The following is a 15,923-nucleotide window of genomic DNA, read 5'->3' on the forward strand; positions in this document are numbered from 1 at the left end:
ATCGGCTTTCCAGGACGAGCTTCGCCGTGCCTCCCCTGTAATGCTGAGGGGGCGACGTCACTTCATTGGAGATTGAGATCGGGCTCGCGCCTGATCAGAACGGGTAATGTCGTTCGCTTGTCTGAATGGTCATCCAGCGGGTGTCTGTGAACTCGGCGATTCCAGACTTGCCGCCAAATCGTCCGTACCCGCTGTCCTTGACCCCTCCGAACGGCATCTGAGCCTCGTCATGCACGGTGGGGCCATTGATGTGGCAGATCCCGGATTGAATGCGTGAGGCGACGCGCATGCCTCTCGACGTATCCCTGGTGAACACGGCGGACGACAAGCCGTAGGCATTGTCGTTTGCGCAGGCGATCGCAGCGTCCTCGCCCTTGACCCGAACGATCGGCTTGATCGGTCCGAAGGACTCCTCGCTGTAGATCCGCATATCGGATGTGACACCGTCGATCAGCGTGGCCGGCATCAGCGTGGAATCGGACCTTCCGCCGCAAAGCAGCTTTGCGCCTTTCGCGAGTGCGTCATCGATGAGTTCGTTGCAGCGCTTGACAGTGGTCATGTCGACGACGGAGCCGAGAACGACAGGTCCCTTTCTCGGATCGCCGAGCGGCAGCTTGGACGCCTTGTCGGCAAGGCGACGCACGAATTCGTCGGCGATGGCCTCGTCAACAATGATTCGTTCGGTCGACATGCAGATCTGCCCCGAATTCGCAAAGGCACCAAATGCCGCTGCGTTCACGGCGGCGTCGATGTCGGCATCATCAAGAACGACGAGTGGCGCCTTGCCTCCGAGTTCGAGGACTGCCGGCTTGAGATACTTCGCGCATGTGGCGGCGATGATCTTTCCGACGCGCGTCGATCCCGTGAAATTGACCCGGCGGACCGCGGGATGCGCGATCATTGCTTCGACAACAGGTCCTGCGTCCAACGGAGCGTTGGTCACGTAATTGACGACGCCCTTGGGGAAGCCGGCTTCCTTGAACGCCTCGACGATCAGCCCGTGTGTCGCGGGGCACAGCTCGGACCCCTTCAGAACGACGGTGTTTCCGCAAGCCAGGGGCAGCGCGATCGCTCGCACGCCAAGGATCACAGGCGCATTCCAGGGCGCCATGCCCAGAACCACCCCTGCGGGTTGCCGCACCGCCATCGCGAAGCTGCCGGGCACATCGGAGGGAATGATCTCGCCGCTGATCTGCGTCGTCATCGCCGCGGCTTCAAGCAGCATGCCGGCCGCGAGATGGACGTTGAACCCGGCCCAGATCCCCGAGCCGCCCGTCTCTGCAGCGATGGACGCGGCGAATGCAGGGGCCTTGGCTTCCAGCGCGTGCGCAGCCTTGGTCAGAAGGGCACGGCGCACCGAGGGACCTGTGGCAGACCAGCTCGGGAAGGCCCCTGCGGCTGCTTCCACGGCTGCAATCGCATCGTGCGCTGTGGCTGCCGGTGCTCGCGTTGCAATCTGGCCATCGAGCGGATTGAGGCGCTCGAACGTGGCGTTACCGGTGGCTGCTCGTTGCTCGCCGCCGATCAACATCGAAATCGTGTTCATATCTACTCCCTCGGTTCTGTTTTATTTATGCAGGTCTCTGTCCTCGACCTCGACTTCGATAAGTGTTGGTCGCTCGGACGAAAATGCCTTGGCCAAAGCGTCGTGGAGGCTCTTGGCACCCCCGACATGGACTGCAGAGCAGCCCAGGCCCCTCGCAATCGAGACGAAATCGAGCCCGGGAAGGTCGGTGCCCTGGACGTGCTCTTGCGAACTGAAGCCGAACACGGGCGCGAAGTCCTGGAGCGCGGCGTAGCGTCCGTTCTTGAGGATGACGAAGGTGACGGGCAGACGAAGTTGTGCGGCGCTCCAGATGGCCTGGATCGAGTAGAGGCTTGAGCCATCGCCCATCAGGGCAATCACACGGCGGCCGGGTTTTCCGAGGGCCACGCCGACAGCCGCCGGCATGCCGTAACCGAGGCCGCCGCTGTCCATCGTGTAGAAGGCTTCGCTCTGCGTGATGGGCAAGTGCGCCTGCATCACAGGCCTGGCGCCCGGCGCTTCCTCGACGATGATCCCAGCGGTGGGCTTCATGTCCGCAATGGTTTGCATCACGAAGGCCGTTGAGAGCGGCGCCGTCGGCTCCACTCGCCGCGCGATGGTGCGGGCAGGAGGAGTAGCGCGTGTCGGTGGCGTCGCACGCGCAAGAAGATCCAGGAGGCCGAGCCGCAAGCTGCCGATCGCAGCCATTCCCTCCGGCGTCCATGCGGCAGTCTGGGGATCGTCGGTCAACTGGAAGAGCTCGGCTCCATCTGGCAGATGCGGACCGAACCCCTCAACATGATACGAGAACGCCGGCGCGCCGATCGCGAAGACAAGATCGTGTCCGTCGAGCAGGCGCACGATCTTCTCGCGGATCGCCGGCAGGAACCCGGCGAACAATCGGTGGTCCTCGGGGAAGCTGCAGCGGCCGGACATCGGCGCAGTGAAGACTCGCGCATTATGCGCTTCGGCGAGCTGCCGGACCTCGTTGAAGGCCCCGTCGCGATCAGCGGCCGCTCCGACGACGAAGGCCGGCCGCTTCGAACGATCGAGCGCGCTGCCGATCTGGTCGAGAATGGCTGGATCGGGGCGGACCTGCTGGCTGACCACGCGTGTTGGCAGATACTCGGCCGGACGATCCCAATCGTCCACCGGCACCGAGACCAGGACGGGCCCGCACGGTTGCGTCATCGCGATGTAGTAGGCGCGCGCGATGGCATGCGGCACATCCTCGGCACGTGCCGGTTCGATGCTCCATTTCACATAGGGCTTCGGAAGCTCGGTGGCCTCGCGGGAGGCAAGAAACGGATCAAAAGGCAGGATGGAGCGGGCCTGCTGACCAGCCGTAATGACGAGGGGCGTCCGGTTCTTGAACGCGGTGAAGATGTTTCCCATCGCGTTGCCGACGCCGGCCGCCGAATGCAGGTTGACGAAGGCCGCGTTGCGCGTTGCCTGCGCAAAGCCGTCGGCCATGCCGACCACCACGGCCTCCTGGAGTCCGAGGACGTAGCGGAAATCGTCGGGGAAGTGCCGGAATAACGGCAATTCCGTCGATCCTGGGTTGGCGAAGACGGACGTCATCTTGAGACGACGCAGCAGATTGACGACGGCATCGCGCACGGTCGGCGCGGTCACGCGTCGTTGCTCGAACGTATCCGTCCCAGTGGCCATATCGTTCCCATCCCGGTTTTTTGTCGTTCGGACACTAGGGGAGGGACGCCGTTGCAAAGAATTGAAAAAAAGCGGAAAAGCCATTACACTTGGTTATGGCCCTGAGCATCGAACAGCTGACGACCTTCACCACGATCGTCAAGGCGGGGAGCCTTGGTCGGGCGGCTGCCGTGTTGAACATGACACAGCCCGCGCTGAGCCGGGCAATCAAACGGCTGGAGCAGCAACTCGGCGCGGAGCTCTTCGAGCGCCATTCCAAGGGCATGCAACTGACAGATATTGGAAGGGCCTTCTTACCCCACGCGACTTCGCTGCATGTCGAGGCGACGCAGGCGCTCGAGGAAATTCAGGCGCTACGCGGCGCGGCGAAGGGGACCGTTCGAGTCGGGGCGGTGGCGAGCATCGCGAGTTCGATCCTGCCGCCCGCGATCGAGCGTACCTTGACCAAATGGCCCGGGCTTCATTTCGAAGTCTTTGAAGGCGTCTGGGACTTATTGGCAGCGAGTTTGTCGAAGCACGAGATCGATCTCGCCTTGGGCGCGGATGCGCCGGACACGGACGAAATCGTTGCCATTCGAGATTGCTGCTGGGAGGACACGAGCCACGTGATCGTATCGTCCGGGCACCCTCTCAGGCGACGCCGGAAGTTGATGCTCGCCGATACGCTTCACGAGAAGTGGACGATCCCGCCGCCCGCCACCGGTCCGCATCAGCACGTCGAACGTGTGTTCGCCGAACAAGGCCTCGGCATGCCCGACGTGATCGTCAGAACGCGCTCGATCACAGTGCTCAAGAGTCTCGTCGTCGATTCCGGGTTTCTGAGCTGGATGGCTGAGCCGATGTTCGAGCCCGAGCGGCGTGCCGGCCTCATTGCTCCGCTTTCGATCGCCGGGGTCGATGGGAGACGGAGGCTGGTGGCGTTTCGCCGCCGGCGGGGTCTGCTGGCCGTTCCGGCAGTGAAGCTGCTGGACGAGTTGAGGCGGCTGACGTCGGCAGGAAGCCGCAAACGCTGACTGCACATCCGGCGATGTTGGCCGGACCCGTTCTAGGAATGCGTTGCCTGCCCATTCCGATAGTCGCGCGGCGCCACGCCGAACTTGATCCGGAAGGCCTTGCTGAAATGGCTGAGATCGTTGAACCCGTTGTCCATCGCGATCTGTGACACGCCGCGCGCGCGCAAAGCAGGATCCTTCAGCTGTTCGGCGCAACGATCGAGCCGCCTCGACCATATGTAGCGCGACAACGAGGTGCCTTCGGCTTCGAGCAACTGGTTGATATATCGTGCCGACAGCTTGAGCTCGGTTGCGATCGTCGCCGGTGTCAGGTCGGGATCGTGAACGTTGCGCTCGACCGTCTCCTTGACCCTCATCAGGGCCAGGCTCCGGTACTCCGTCAGTGTAGGGGGAAGGGATTCGGCCAATTCCGCCAGCATGGCAAGGAGAAGATCCTTGAAGTTCTGCGATATCTTGAGACCTGCAGCAGGGCTGGTCAGGTTTGGCGCGCGCTCGACGAGATGGGAGAGATAGCCGAAGACCATCGGCGCCAGCTCTCCTCGTTCGCTGAAGTTGCACGCGGACAGGCGATGCAAGTGCGGAATTCTTCCAAGGCACTGCTCGCGTGGCAGGCGAACGGAGGCGAGCTCGAATGCTTCGTTTGATTGAAGCTTATAGGGTCTCGTAGCGTCACACAGTGCTCCATCGCCGACCTTGAGGTAGGCCAAGCGCCCATCCTGCTCGGCAATCAACGAGCCCGACGCGACGAAGTTGAAGACCAGCATCGAGTGGTCTGCGCGGGAGATGCCTTCGGCGCTTCGCTGAGCCACATGGGGAGAAGCCTTGATGCGGCACAGATCGAGACCATTGATCGGTGTCGAGTGGAAGCTCGCATCGAACTGACCGTCGCCGACCAGCCGGTAATCAAGGTCGACGAGATTGCGGCTCACCACGTCGTGCCAATAGTCGAAGCGCTCTCGCGGTGGAAGGCTCGCCGTCGAGGCGAAGCACGGCCGCATCGAAGCAGCCTTTGTGGCTTCCAGAAGCATCTCTTGATTCCCCTCGGTCCGTTACGATGGGGGTCTTGGGCGCCCCTTCGGCGGTCGATCACTGACAGGATGATCCGCCAGTATGAAGTTTATTGCTCAATTTCGGAGCCGATCAAGCACGAAATATGCCAATTCCCCGGGGTGGCCCGGATTGCTTTGCGGTGGTGCGGGGACTCGTCCAGCCGTCTCAGACAAGTTTCTGTTCCGTCCGAACCAAGCCGCCTTCGACAGAGCTGACCAATGTGGGCCCGTCAATTCGGTCAGCATCTTTGCATCGGAGAGCATTCATGGTTTCGAAGATTAACCCCAGTCTTGTCCCCGAGACCGGTATTGCCGACCCCGCGCGACGCGATTTTCTCAAGGCCGCAGCGGCGTTGACGGCGGGGGCGACGCTCGGCTCGACCGGTCGCGCGTGGGCTGCCGCCGACAAGAAAATCCGCATCGGGTACATCAGTCCGAAGACCGGGCCATTCGCGCCGTTTGCCGAGGCGGACGATTTCATTCTCGATCAGGTCAGAAAGTCGCTCGCCGGCGGATTGACGGTGGGAGGCTCGAAATATGAGGTCGAGATCATCGCGCGCGACGATCAGAGCAGCCCGGACCGTCAGTCCAATCTCGCCGCCGAGCTCATCAACAAGGAGAACATCGACCTGATGCTTGCACAGGTCTCGATTGGTCCGGCCGTATCGCAGCAATGCGAACTCAACGGCGTTCCCTGCATTTCGACGATGGGTCCGTGGCAGGCGTGGATGTTCCCGATGAAGGGCGATCCGGCCAAGGGATTCAAGAACGTGTTTCATTTCTTCTGGGGGATCGAGGACATCGCCGCCGTCTACCTCGACGTCTGGAAGGACGCGGGCACGAACAAGGTGGTCGGCTCCGTCTTTTCGAACGACGTTCCCGGCAACGCCATGGGCGACGCGAAGCTCGGCATGCCCGGCGCTTTCGCCAAGGCCGGCTACAAGATCATCGATGTCGGGCGCTTCCCGATCGGAGCGGACGACTTCTCGACCCACATCCAGGCCTTCAAGAAGGAAGGCGTGGAGATCGTCACCGGTCTGTTCAATCCGCCGGAATGGGCAACCTTCCTGAATCAATCTGCCCAAATGGGGTTCAAGCCGAAGGTTTGCACCATCGCGAAGGCGTTGCTCTTCCCGGGCGGTGTGGCGGCTCTCGGACCGCGCGCGGAGGGCATGTCGACGGAAATCTGGTGGTTGCCGAGCTATCCGTTCCGCTCGAGCCTGACCGGGCAAACTGCAGCCGAGCTTGCAGCCTCCTACCAGGAAACGACGAAGCGGGGATGGACGCAACCGATCGGCGTCGCGCACGCCTTGTTCGAGGCCGGCGTTCAAGCCTTGAAGGCAAGCGGCGATCCGAAATCTCCGGGCAAGGTCGTCGAGAGCCTGCGCAAGCTAAAGACCGATACGGTCATCGGAGGTCTCGACTTCGGTGGCAGCGGAATCGCCAACGTCTCGAAGATCCGGGTGGTCGGAGGACAGTGGCATGTCGAGGACGGCGGCAAGCCGCACCTCTACATCACGAGCAACAGCATGGCGCCCGAAATCAAGGCCGAGCGCAAGCTCGAGCTTCTGAAGAGCTGACGGCCATGACTGCATTGCTCGAACTGCGGGACGTCAGCAAGCGCTATCGCGACATGGTCGTGATTCCCGGCCTGACGCTTCAAGTCCGGGCAGGCGAATTCGTCGGCGTCATTGGGCCGAACGGAGCGGGTAAGACCACTCTGTTCGGTCTGATCTCCGGCAACCTGCGCTGCGATTTCGGAGCGGTTTATCTCGATGGCGAAGACGTCACCGCGCTTGGCGCCGATGCGCGCTGCCGCGCCGGTGTTGGCAGGACATTCCAGATCCCCCAACCGTTCCAGGGCATGACCGTGTTTGAGAACGCGCTCGTGGCGGCCACCTTCGGCGCCGCTCTGCACGGCAAACCAGCTGAGCAGAAAGCACGCGAAGCACTCGTTCGTTGCGGCCTCGAGCGTCTCGGCGACACGGCAGCCGGCCGCCTGACCTTGCTCCAGCGCAAGCGGCTAGAACTGTCCCGGGCGCTGGCCACCGAACCCCGGTTGCTGTTGCTCGACGAAGTCGCGGGTGGGTTGACGGATGCCGAAGTCGGCGAGCTCCTCGAGCTCGTCACCGCGATCCATAGTGCCGGCGTGACCGTGATTTGGATCGAGCATCTGGTCCATGCGCTGGTCTCATCCGCCGATCGCCTGCTTGTGCTGTCGGAAGGAAGATTGCTCGGCGACGGGGCGCCCGGCGCAGTCATGAGCAGTCGCGAAGTTCGCGACGTATATCTCGGATCCGATCTCGATGAGCAGGCGTCCCATGCTGCGCACTGAGCACCTGGATGCCAACTACGGCATGTTTCAGGCCCTGTTCGGCATCAATTTCGCGATCGAACGCGGCGAGGTCGTTTCGCTGATTGGCGCGAACGGCGCCGGAAAATCGACGCTGCTTCGCGCCATCGTCGGCTCTGTCCCGGTTAACGCTCCGAGCGTGCTGCTCGACGGAAAGCCGGTCGGCGGCTCCGCCGAGATCAATCAGCTGAGTCGTGGAATCGCGCTGGTGCCGGAAGGTCGCCGGCTGTTTCCGAGCTTGACCGTCGAGGAGAATCTGCTCCTCGCCGCGAAAAATGGACGTCGAGGCCCATGGACGCCAGATCGTCTCTATAGGGAATTGCCGGCTCTCCAGCAATTGCGTGCTCGTCCCGCCACGGCGCTTTCCGGCGGTCAGCAGCAACTGGCGGCGGTCGGCCGGGCGCTCGTCACGAATCCCGACTTCCTGCTCTGCGACGAGATATCGCTCGGCCTTTCGCCTGTGGCGGTCGAGACGGTCTACGAACTGCTCGGCACCGTCATCGGGGAGGGCATGGCCGTGGTTCTTGTCGAGCAGAACGTGCGCCGCGCGCTCTCCAAATCGTCCAGGTACTACTGCATGCTGAAGGGAAAATTCGTGCTCGAAGGCATCTCGAAGACGGCCGATTACGCGCGCGTGTCGGCTGCGTATTTCGGAGATTGATGATGCAGATCGCCGCGGAAACGTTGTTGAACGGGTTGATGCTGGGGGCGCTCTATGCGCTGTTCGGACTTGGCCTCAGTCTGAGCGTCGGGGTCATGCGCATGATCAACATCGCCCATGGCGATCTGATCGTCGTCGGCGCCTATCTGACCAGTGTCGTCATGAGCGGAGCGGGCGTCGGTGCCTTTACTGCGTTGCTCGTGGTCATTCCGGTGATGTTCGCGCTCGGTTGGATCCTTCAGATCATCCTGCTCAACCGTGTCGTCGGAAAAGATGCCCTGGCTCCGCTTCTTCTGACGTTCGGCCTCTCCATCGTCCTGCAGAACGTCCTTCAGGAGATCTTCACCGCGGATACGCGTAGCCTGCAGGCCGGGGATATCGCGGGTCTCGGATTCAACGTGCTCGGCGTTTCCATCGGAGTTCTTCCCCTTGTCTCTGCGCTCGCGAGCATCGCACTGCTCGGTGCAGCGCATTGGCTGGTCGGTCACACCCATTTCGGGCGTCAGGCGCGGGCCGTATCGGATGACCCCGGCACCGCACGGCTGGTGGGTGTGAATGATCGCCGTCTCTTCGGGATCGTGACCGGGGTCATCTTTTCAATGATCGGCGTGGCAGCCGTGCTCTACGCCCTCAGGACACCCTTCTCCCCAACGGCGGGGCCCGAACGGCTACTCTATTCGTTCGAAGCGGTGGTGCTTGGTGGGCTCGGCAATATCTGGGGCACGTTGTTCGGCGGACTGGTGATCGGCGTCGCACAGCTTTTCGGTGCGAAGATCGCCTCTGGTCTCGGTCCCTTCTTCGGTCACCTTGCGTTCCTCGTGGCGTTGCTCGCTCGTCCCCAGGGCTTGTTTGGAAAGGCGTCGTCATGACCACCGTCACCATGTCGCGCGCGAATTCCAGGACGGCGTTGGCGCGGATCTCCGTCAGCGCGGGGCTCCTCATTGTTGCTGGAATTGCAGTTTCGATTCCCTGGGTGTCGACGTTCGCCGTCCAGCGGCTGCTCGTTGAAGTCTTCACGCTCTTTGCGGTCGCACTCGCCTGGAATCTGCTGGCAGGCTACGGCGGCTTGGTCGCCATCGGCTTGCACGTCTTTGTCGGCGTAGGCTCCTATTCACTCTTCGCGCTCTCGAACCAGCTGCACCTCAACCCGTTTTTGCTGCTGCCTGCCGCAGCCGTCTTCGCGGCCGTCTTCGCGGCCCTTTCTGCCTGGCCAATGTTCCGTCTGAGCGGCGCTTACTTCGCGGTTGGCACGTGGGTCCTTGCCGAGATGATGCGGATACTGACCTTGAATTCGCCATGGCTGGGCGCCGGAGGCGGCATGCCGCTGGAAGCGATGAGCGACATCGATCGGTGGACGCGCAATGCGGGAGTCTACTGGGCGGCGCTGTTCGTCGGTGTCGGATCGCTGGTCGCAAGCAGACAAGTGCTGCGCGGCTCGCTGGGGCTTGCGTTGATGAGCGTGCGTGACTCCGAACCCGCCGCCTTGGCGAGTGGGGTTCCGGTGGCCCGCGCCAAGATCGCGCTCTGGGTGCTGTGCGCCGTCATCTCAGGGCTCGCCGGCGCTGTTTCGTATATGAATACGCTTCAAGTCACACCGGATGCGTCGTTCTCACTGAACTGGACCGCGGCGGCAATCTTCATCGCCGTTCTCGGGGGCATCGGAACGCTGGAGGGCCCGATCGTCGGCACGATCGTCTATTTCGTGCTCCGCGAGACCTTTGCTGGCTATGGCGCCTGGTACTTCATCGGGGTCGGGCTGCTTGCAATCTTGACCATGGTGGCAGCTCCGGGCGGCGCGGTTTCCCTCATTCCGGAAAAGTGGCGCCTTGATCCGTTCCGGATACGCCGGCGCATGGCGGAGCGTGATCCAGACCTATTCGCGTCAATCCTTACAACCTGAAACTTGGCTCGGAGATATCGCATGCAGGACACGAAGTTTAAAGTCGCAGTCGTTCAGGCCGCGCCGGTATTCATGGATGCGCGAGCCTCGGTGGCCAAGGCGATTGGTTTCATCAAAGAGGCTGGTGCAGCAGGGGCGAAGCTGCTGGCGTTCCCGGAGGTCTGGATTCCCGGCTATCCTTGGTGGCTTTGGCTCGGGACGCCGGCTTGGGGAATGCAGTTTGTGCCCCGCTATCACGCCAATTCGCTGCGCGCTGATGGACCTGAAATCCTCGATCTCTGTGCTGCCGCCGCCGAAGCGAAAATCAATGTTGTGATGGGCTTCTCCGAAATCGACGGCGGAACGCTCTACCTAAGTCAGGTTTTCATCAGCGATGCGGGAAAGATCATCTTCAAGCGTCGAAAGCTCAAGCCGACCCACGTCGAACGTACGCTATTTGGTGAAGGAGATGGGTCTGATTTCCGCGTCGTTGAAAGCAGCGTCGGACGCCTCGGAGCCCTGTGCTGTGCCGAGCACATTCAGCCGTTGTCGAAATACGCCATGTACTCGATGAACGAGCAAATTCACGTGGCGTCGTGGCCATCTTTCACGCTGTATCGCGGCAAAGCCTACGCGCTGGGGCATGAGGTGAATCTTGCCGCCAGCCAGATCTACGCGCTGGAGGGAGGTTGCTTCGTCCTGCATGCCACGGCAATTACCGGTCAGGATATGTTCGACATGCTTTGCGATACTCCGGAAAAGGCCGATTTGCTGAACGCGGAGGGCGCAAAACCAGGCGGTGGCTATTCGATGATTTTCGGTCCCGATGGTCAGCCGATGTGCGAGCATCTGCCGCAGGACAAGGAAGGCATACTCTATGCCGACGTAGACCTGTCAATGATTGCGATTGCCAAAACGGCCTTCGACCCCGCGGGGCACTACGCTCGTGGTGACGTCGTCCGACTCATGGTCAACCGCAGCCCGCGTCGCACGAGCGTCAGCTTCAGCGAAGACGAGAACGCGGCGGTCACTTTCACCGAGACTTGAACGGTCTACTGATACTGATACAGATCTCGAAGGCAGTCATAGTTGGCGAGCGAATTCGACGAGCTGACTTCGACGGCCTGGTCGGATGTGCTTGCTGAGAACCGTGTGGGGTTGCCTTGATGATAAGAACGGTATGGCTTGAGGGCTTGCGGTGACCGCGGTTAGCGTAGACGACTATCGAAGCCAGGCTCGGCGTCGGCTTCCACGAATGGTGTTCGACTATCTTGATGGGGGAGCCGAAAGCGAACGTGGTTTGCACCGAAATCTCAAAGCTTTTGCGTCGATCAATTTTGCTCCTCGGCGGCTTGTCGATGTCAGTCAGCGCAGTTCGTCCGTATCTCTATTCGGACGGACGCTTCCAGCGCCCTTTGTGGTCGCACCGACGGGCCTGAACGGCGCTCTGTGGCCTGATGGCGATGTAGCGTTAGCCCGGGCTGCCCGCAGCGCAGGGATCCCGTTTGTACTTTCGACCGCATCAAACGCGACAATTGAGGATGTCGCGGAGCGGGCGGGCGGTGATCTTTGGTTTCAGCTTACGTCGTGCAGCGAGATCTGGCGCAGCAGCTTGTCGGCAGAGCCAAAGAAGCGGGTTACCGTGTGCTGGTCCTCACCGTTGATGTTGCGGTGAATGGCAAAAGGGAACGTGATCTGCGAAATGGCTTTGCGATTCCGTTCCGCCAGACTCCCCGATCGGTTCTGGACGCCGTGACTCATCCAAGGTGGGCGCTCAGCCAGATCCGCCATGGGCTGCCCCAGCTCGCAAATTTTGCCAGCCCCAACGCAACCGACGTGAACGCACAAGCCGCCTTGATGCGTCGGCAGATGGATGCCAGCTTCTGCTGGGAGGATCTTCAAGCGCTCCGCGACGCCTGGCCGGGTATCCTCATCGTAAAGGGCATCGTGACTCCGGCCGACGCAAGTCGATGCCGCGAACTTGGCATTGATGCCGTCGTTCTGTCCAATCATGGCGGAAGGCAGATCGAGGACGTTCCTGCACCCATAGACTTATTAGCGGAAATCTCGAACCAGAACGCCATGCCGCCGCTCCTCGTCGATGGCGGCATACGCCGCGGAGCAGATGCGGCAAAGGCGTTGGCGCTCGGTGCCAAAGCGGTGTTGTTGGGACGTGCCATCCTCTATGGGCTCGCCGCTGCGGGCGAGGAAGGGGCCAGTCACGTGCTTGAAATACTCGCGGCCGAGGTCGACACGACGCTGGCACTTATTGGCTGTCCGGAGGCCGCACGTCTTGATCGCCAATTCATTCAATCGTGAGGAGCCAGACACCGTTGCGCTCCGTCAAAGGAGGCGCGCCGCTGGCCGAGCGCCCCGAGCAACGCGGTCGACCCCGGCGGGTCAGGGATGGGCGGCGGCGGCAAACTTTGGAGCTTCGTTGCACGGTGAACAAGCGCAGCAGATTCGTCCAATGCGAGCAGGCCGTTCACCTACTGTTGATGTGTTGGATGATCTAGGCTTAGGCAGTACGACGCCGCTCTCGCTTGCAGTATTAGTGATCGAGGATGCTCACACTTGCTGGCTTTGATCATCGAACCGATTGCTCCGGAAGCTCATCCTTGTAGATGATGTGACGAAGCGCTAGGAGTTACGGCCAACGGGTCCAGCAGGAGGCCGTCTTTGCACGGCTAATTATTTGAAATTTCAGAACTATCGCTTTTCCGTCGCCCCCATGATGGATTGGAGCGAAAGTTCAAGTTTTTGAACTGGTTAGAAGGCGGCGTGTGCACGACGTGTGCACCGGGAGATCAAGAAAAATCTTCCGAAAGCCAAAGTAAGCAAGCCCTTTGAAGTAGGACGGGAACGCGCAGGTCCGCTGGCATAGGTCGATTACGCGCGCATTTTTGTCGCCTTTGGTCGTTCAATTCGACCCGCTAGCGTCATGCGGGCGCAGCAGATTGTCTGTCCAAACCTCGGCAATGTGGGGCAGCGAGAGAGCTGGCTTTTGGTCGAGGAGGAGCTCAAGCACTCGCGGCGGAGTTAGTGGAAGCTCCTGGATCGGCTTGCCGGTTGCGTTGGCGACGGCACAAGCGACGGCGGCTGCGACATTCAGGATCGGAACTTCGCCGGCCCCCTTCGTCCCGAGCGGACCGACCGACGGCGCACCTTCGTACAGATTGATCTCGACCGGCACGACATCAAGCGCAAGCGGCACGCGGTAGGTTTCGAAGCCATTTTGGCGGACGCGGCCATTGCTGCCGATCGTTACTTCCTCGTGCAGCGCATAGCCCAATCCTTGCACAACGCCGCCCTGGATCTGGCCATAGATCGCACGCGGGTTCAGGGCGCGGCCAACGTCCTGGACGACGCGATAGCACAACACCTCGACGTGTCCTGTCTCAGTGTCGACGGCCACCTCGCAATCATGGACGGCGAAGACGGGGATGTCGATCGCGTCGATGAAATGGCCGGCGACGCAGCCGGGCATCGCAGGCACACCGGCTCCTGTGAAGGCGCCGGTGCCGGAGATCGGGCCGATCTGCGCCTGCGCGCGGGCCGCAACCTCGGAGATCAGCCGGCCGGAGCCGGGCGCTCCGGCAATTTCAATTCGCCCGGAGCGCATGACCAGATCCTCGGGCGCGGCCTCGATCATCACGGAGGCGACCTTCAGCAGCTTCGTGCGCACCTCATGCGCCGCTGACAGGCTGGCTGCACCGAGCGAGACAGTGGTTCGCCCGCCTCCGACGCCGACATCGTAGCCGGCGGCATCCGTGTCGGCTGCGCGGACGATCACGTCGTCAGGCTTGATGCCGAGCGTGCCGGCCACGATCTGAGGCAGGGCTTGCATCATGGAGCCTGATCCGATCTCGACGCCCGATGTCACCAGCGTTGCCGTGCCGTCGGCGTTCATGTTCACGGTCGCGGCTGAAGGCCCGACAAAGACGAACCATGTGCCGACAACGGTCGCACGCCCATGAAGTCGGCCGTCGGCACGCGCCGCTGGCCTTGCGGCGGCATCGCGCATCGTATCCATCCGGTCGAGCATCGGGCCAAGCACGTCGCCTTGGAACACCTGGCCGGTGGCGCCGAGGTCGCCGTCGCCGAGCACGTTGCGGCGGCGGAAGGCGAGGGGATCCATGCCGATCCTGCAGGCGATTTCATCGGTGTGCCGCTCGAGCGCAAAGGTGTTGTAGACGCCGTTGCATGCGCGGAAAGCGCCGTTCGGGGCGGTATTGGTGTAAACCGCGCGCGAGACCAGCCGCACCGCGCCAAGGGAATAGTTTCCGCCGAGCGTGTGAGCGGTCATCGTGGTGAGAAAAATCTGTTCGCCACCATACGCGCCGCAATCCATCAGGACGACGGCTTCCCGTCCGATGATCTCGCCATCGCGCGTCACCGCCGACCGCATGCGGATTTCGGCGTTTTCGCGAAAGAGGCAGGTGAGCATCTCTTCCTCGCGCGAATTGATCAACCGAACCGGCCGTCCACTCGCCCGCGCGAGCAAGGCGGCAAAGGGCTCGATCGCGAGATCGAATTTGAGGCCGAAACCGCCGCCGACGGGTGGCACGGTGACGCGAACCTGGGAGGCCGGCACGCCCAGCAGGCGCGCGGTTGCATTTCGGATGGTCCAGGGCACTTGGGTGGATGTCTCGATGTGGAAGCGCCCGTCTTCATAACTTGCGACCACTGCGCGCGGTTCGAAGGCGACATGGTTCTGGCGACCGACCCGGAAGCTGCTTTCGATGATCTCGACATCGGGCCGGGCAAAAGCCGCATCGACGTCGCCGCGCACGACGGTCGCCTCCCAGGCGACGTTGCCTCCGCGCGCACCGCCTTCGAGCAGAACCTCGTAGTTGCGCCAGTCGGGATGCACGAGCGGAGCGCCCGGGGCAAGCGCATCTGCCATGGTGAGAACCACGGGCAGCGGTTCAATCTCGACGTCAACTGCCGCAAGCGCGGCCTGAGCCTGCATCAGCGTGTCCGCCGCGATCGCGGCGATCGGCTCGCCGTCGTAGCGGATCACGTCGCGGGCAAAGAGCGGGTGGTCGGCGATGCCGATTCCGATCATGCCGGGTGCATCGGCAGCGGTCACGACGGCGCGCACACCCGGCATGCGGGCAGCCTTGGCGGTGTCGACGCGCAAGATCCGGCCTGACGGCACGCCGGCGCGCAAAATCGCCGCATGCAGCATGCCGGGCAGGTAGCGATCGATGGTGTAGCGTGTGCGGCCGCGCAGCTTGTCCGCCGCGTCGCGTCGTCCAAAATTCATGGTTGCGGAAGCGTCAGACACTCGGCCTCTCCCGTGATGTCGTCGCAAGCGCCAGCAGTGCGGCCTCGATGATGCGCTCATATCCGGTGCAACGACAAATGTTGCCCGTGAGAGCGGCGCGAATATCGTCGCGCGTGGCGTCGGGGCGGGTGGTCAGGAGATGCGTCAGGCTCACCACCATGCCGGGAAAGCACATGCCGCATTGAACCGCGTCGCAGGCCTCGAGTGCGGCCTGGATCGGGTTCAATCCACCATGAACGGCAAGGCCCTCGACGGTACGGATGTCGCAGCCCTCGACGAGCGCGGCCGGCATCAGGCACGACGGGGCGGGATCGCCGTCGATCAACACCATGCAGGCGCCGCAAAAGCCCTCGCGACACACCGGCTTTGCGCCTGTCAGATGAAATTCCTCACGCAGCACGTCGACGAGAGGCGAGACCGGATCGGCGGTGGAGGTGAGGTGGTCGCCGTTGACGCTCAGGTTAAGGCCCATGTTCATTCCC

The 15,923-nt window shown here is 62.3% G+C and carries 14 protein-coding genes; 9 read left to right on the plus strand and 5 right to left on the minus strand.

Annotated elements, in window-relative coordinates:
- Window positions 1-94: 94 nt before the first annotated feature.
- Both M2427_RS32075 and mdlC read right to left on the minus strand, forming a co-directional pair.
- Complete coding sequence (locus M2427_RS32075; RefSeq protein WP_280710813.1) at window positions 95-1,546, minus strand: aldehyde dehydrogenase; 1,452 nt, start codon at window positions 1,544-1,546, stop codon at window positions 95-97.
- Window positions 1,547-1,567: 21 nt separating this feature from the next.
- The gene (gene mdlC / locus M2427_RS32080) at window positions 1,568-3,196 is read right to left on the minus strand and encodes a benzoylformate decarboxylase (RefSeq protein ID WP_280710814.1); all 1,629 of its coding nucleotides are present in this window, start codon (window positions 3,194-3,196) and stop codon (window positions 1,568-1,570) included.
- Window positions 3,197-3,291: 95 nt separating this feature from the next.
- Between mdlC and M2427_RS32085 the strand changes: the two genes are divergently transcribed.
- Window positions 3,292-4,209 carry a LysR family transcriptional regulator gene (locus M2427_RS32085; RefSeq protein WP_280710815.1) on the plus strand — a complete coding sequence of 306 codons (918 nt, stop codon included), beginning with the start codon at window positions 3,292-3,294 and terminating at the stop codon, window positions 4,207-4,209.
- A 32-nt stretch (window positions 4,210-4,241) separates the two neighbouring features.
- On the opposite strand, the gene M2427_RS32090 is transcribed toward M2427_RS32085, so the two are convergent.
- Window positions 4,242-5,237, minus strand: a complete 996-nt coding sequence (locus tag M2427_RS32090; protein ID WP_280710816.1) for a helix-turn-helix domain-containing protein — start codon at window positions 5,235-5,237, stop codon at window positions 4,242-4,244.
- Between the two features lie 287 nt (window positions 5,238-5,524).
- On the opposite strand from M2427_RS32090, the gene M2427_RS32095 reads away from it, so the two are divergent.
- From M2427_RS32095 to M2427_RS32130, 8 genes are all read left to right on the plus strand, one after another.
- The gene (locus M2427_RS32095; RefSeq protein ID WP_280710817.1) at window positions 5,525-6,838 is read left to right on the plus strand and encodes an ABC transporter substrate-binding protein; all 1,314 of its coding nucleotides are present in this window, start codon (window positions 5,525-5,527) and stop codon (window positions 6,836-6,838) included.
- A gap of 5 nt (window positions 6,839-6,843) precedes the next feature.
- Window positions 6,844-7,593 carry an ABC transporter ATP-binding protein gene (locus M2427_RS32100; RefSeq protein ID WP_280710818.1) on the plus strand — a complete coding sequence of 250 codons (750 nt, stop codon included), beginning with the start codon at window positions 6,844-6,846 and terminating at the stop codon, window positions 7,591-7,593.
- Window positions 7,580-8,272 (plus strand): ABC transporter ATP-binding protein, encoded by a 693-nt coding sequence (locus tag M2427_RS32105; protein WP_280710819.1) that lies wholly within the window; start codon window positions 7,580-7,582, stop codon window positions 8,270-8,272. Before M2427_RS32100 ends, M2427_RS32105 begins: the two co-directional genes overlap by 14 nt.
- Window positions 8,272-9,141, plus strand: coding sequence for a branched-chain amino acid ABC transporter permease (locus M2427_RS32110; RefSeq protein ID WP_280710820.1), 870 nt, complete (start codon window positions 8,272-8,274; stop codon window positions 9,139-9,141). The genes M2427_RS32105 and M2427_RS32110 overlap by 1 nt, the downstream gene beginning before the upstream one ends.
- Window positions 9,138-10,172, plus strand: coding sequence for a branched-chain amino acid ABC transporter permease (locus tag M2427_RS32115; RefSeq protein WP_280710821.1), 1,035 nt, complete (start codon window positions 9,138-9,140; stop codon window positions 10,170-10,172). The genes M2427_RS32110 and M2427_RS32115 overlap by 4 nt, the downstream gene beginning before the upstream one ends.
- A gap of 21 nt (window positions 10,173-10,193) precedes the next feature.
- Complete coding sequence (locus M2427_RS32120; RefSeq protein WP_280710822.1) at window positions 10,194-11,198, plus strand: nitrilase; 1,005 nt, start codon at window positions 10,194-10,196, stop codon at window positions 11,196-11,198.
- A 208-nt stretch (window positions 11,199-11,406) separates the two neighbouring features.
- Window positions 11,407-11,826, plus strand: coding sequence for an alpha-hydroxy-acid oxidizing protein (locus M2427_RS32125; RefSeq protein WP_280710823.1), 420 nt, complete (start codon window positions 11,407-11,409; stop codon window positions 11,824-11,826).
- Window positions 11,721-12,470, plus strand: a complete 750-nt coding sequence (locus tag M2427_RS32130; RefSeq protein ID WP_280710824.1) for an alpha-hydroxy-acid oxidizing protein — start codon at window positions 11,721-11,723, stop codon at window positions 12,468-12,470. Before M2427_RS32125 ends, M2427_RS32130 begins: the two co-directional genes overlap by 106 nt.
- Window positions 12,471-13,071: 601 nt before the next feature.
- Here the strand turns inward: M2427_RS32130 and M2427_RS32135 are convergent.
- Together M2427_RS32135 and M2427_RS32140 are read right to left on the minus strand one after the other, a co-directional pair.
- Complete coding sequence (locus M2427_RS32135) at window positions 13,072-15,441, minus strand: xanthine dehydrogenase family protein molybdopterin-binding subunit (protein WP_280710825.1); 2,370 nt, start codon at window positions 15,439-15,441, stop codon at window positions 13,072-13,074.
- Window positions 15,434-15,913: a 2Fe-2S iron-sulfur cluster-binding protein gene (locus M2427_RS32140; protein ID WP_280710826.1), complete on the minus strand. Its 480-nt coding sequence runs from the start codon at window positions 15,911-15,913 to the stop codon at window positions 15,434-15,436. The genes M2427_RS32135 and M2427_RS32140 overlap by 8 nt, the downstream gene beginning before the upstream one ends.
- Window positions 15,914-15,923 lie beyond the last annotated feature (10 nt).

This window comes from Bradyrhizobium sp. BR13661 (assembly GCF_029892425.1).
Taxonomy (GTDB): Bacteria; Pseudomonadota; Alphaproteobacteria; order Rhizobiales; family Xanthobacteraceae; genus Bradyrhizobium.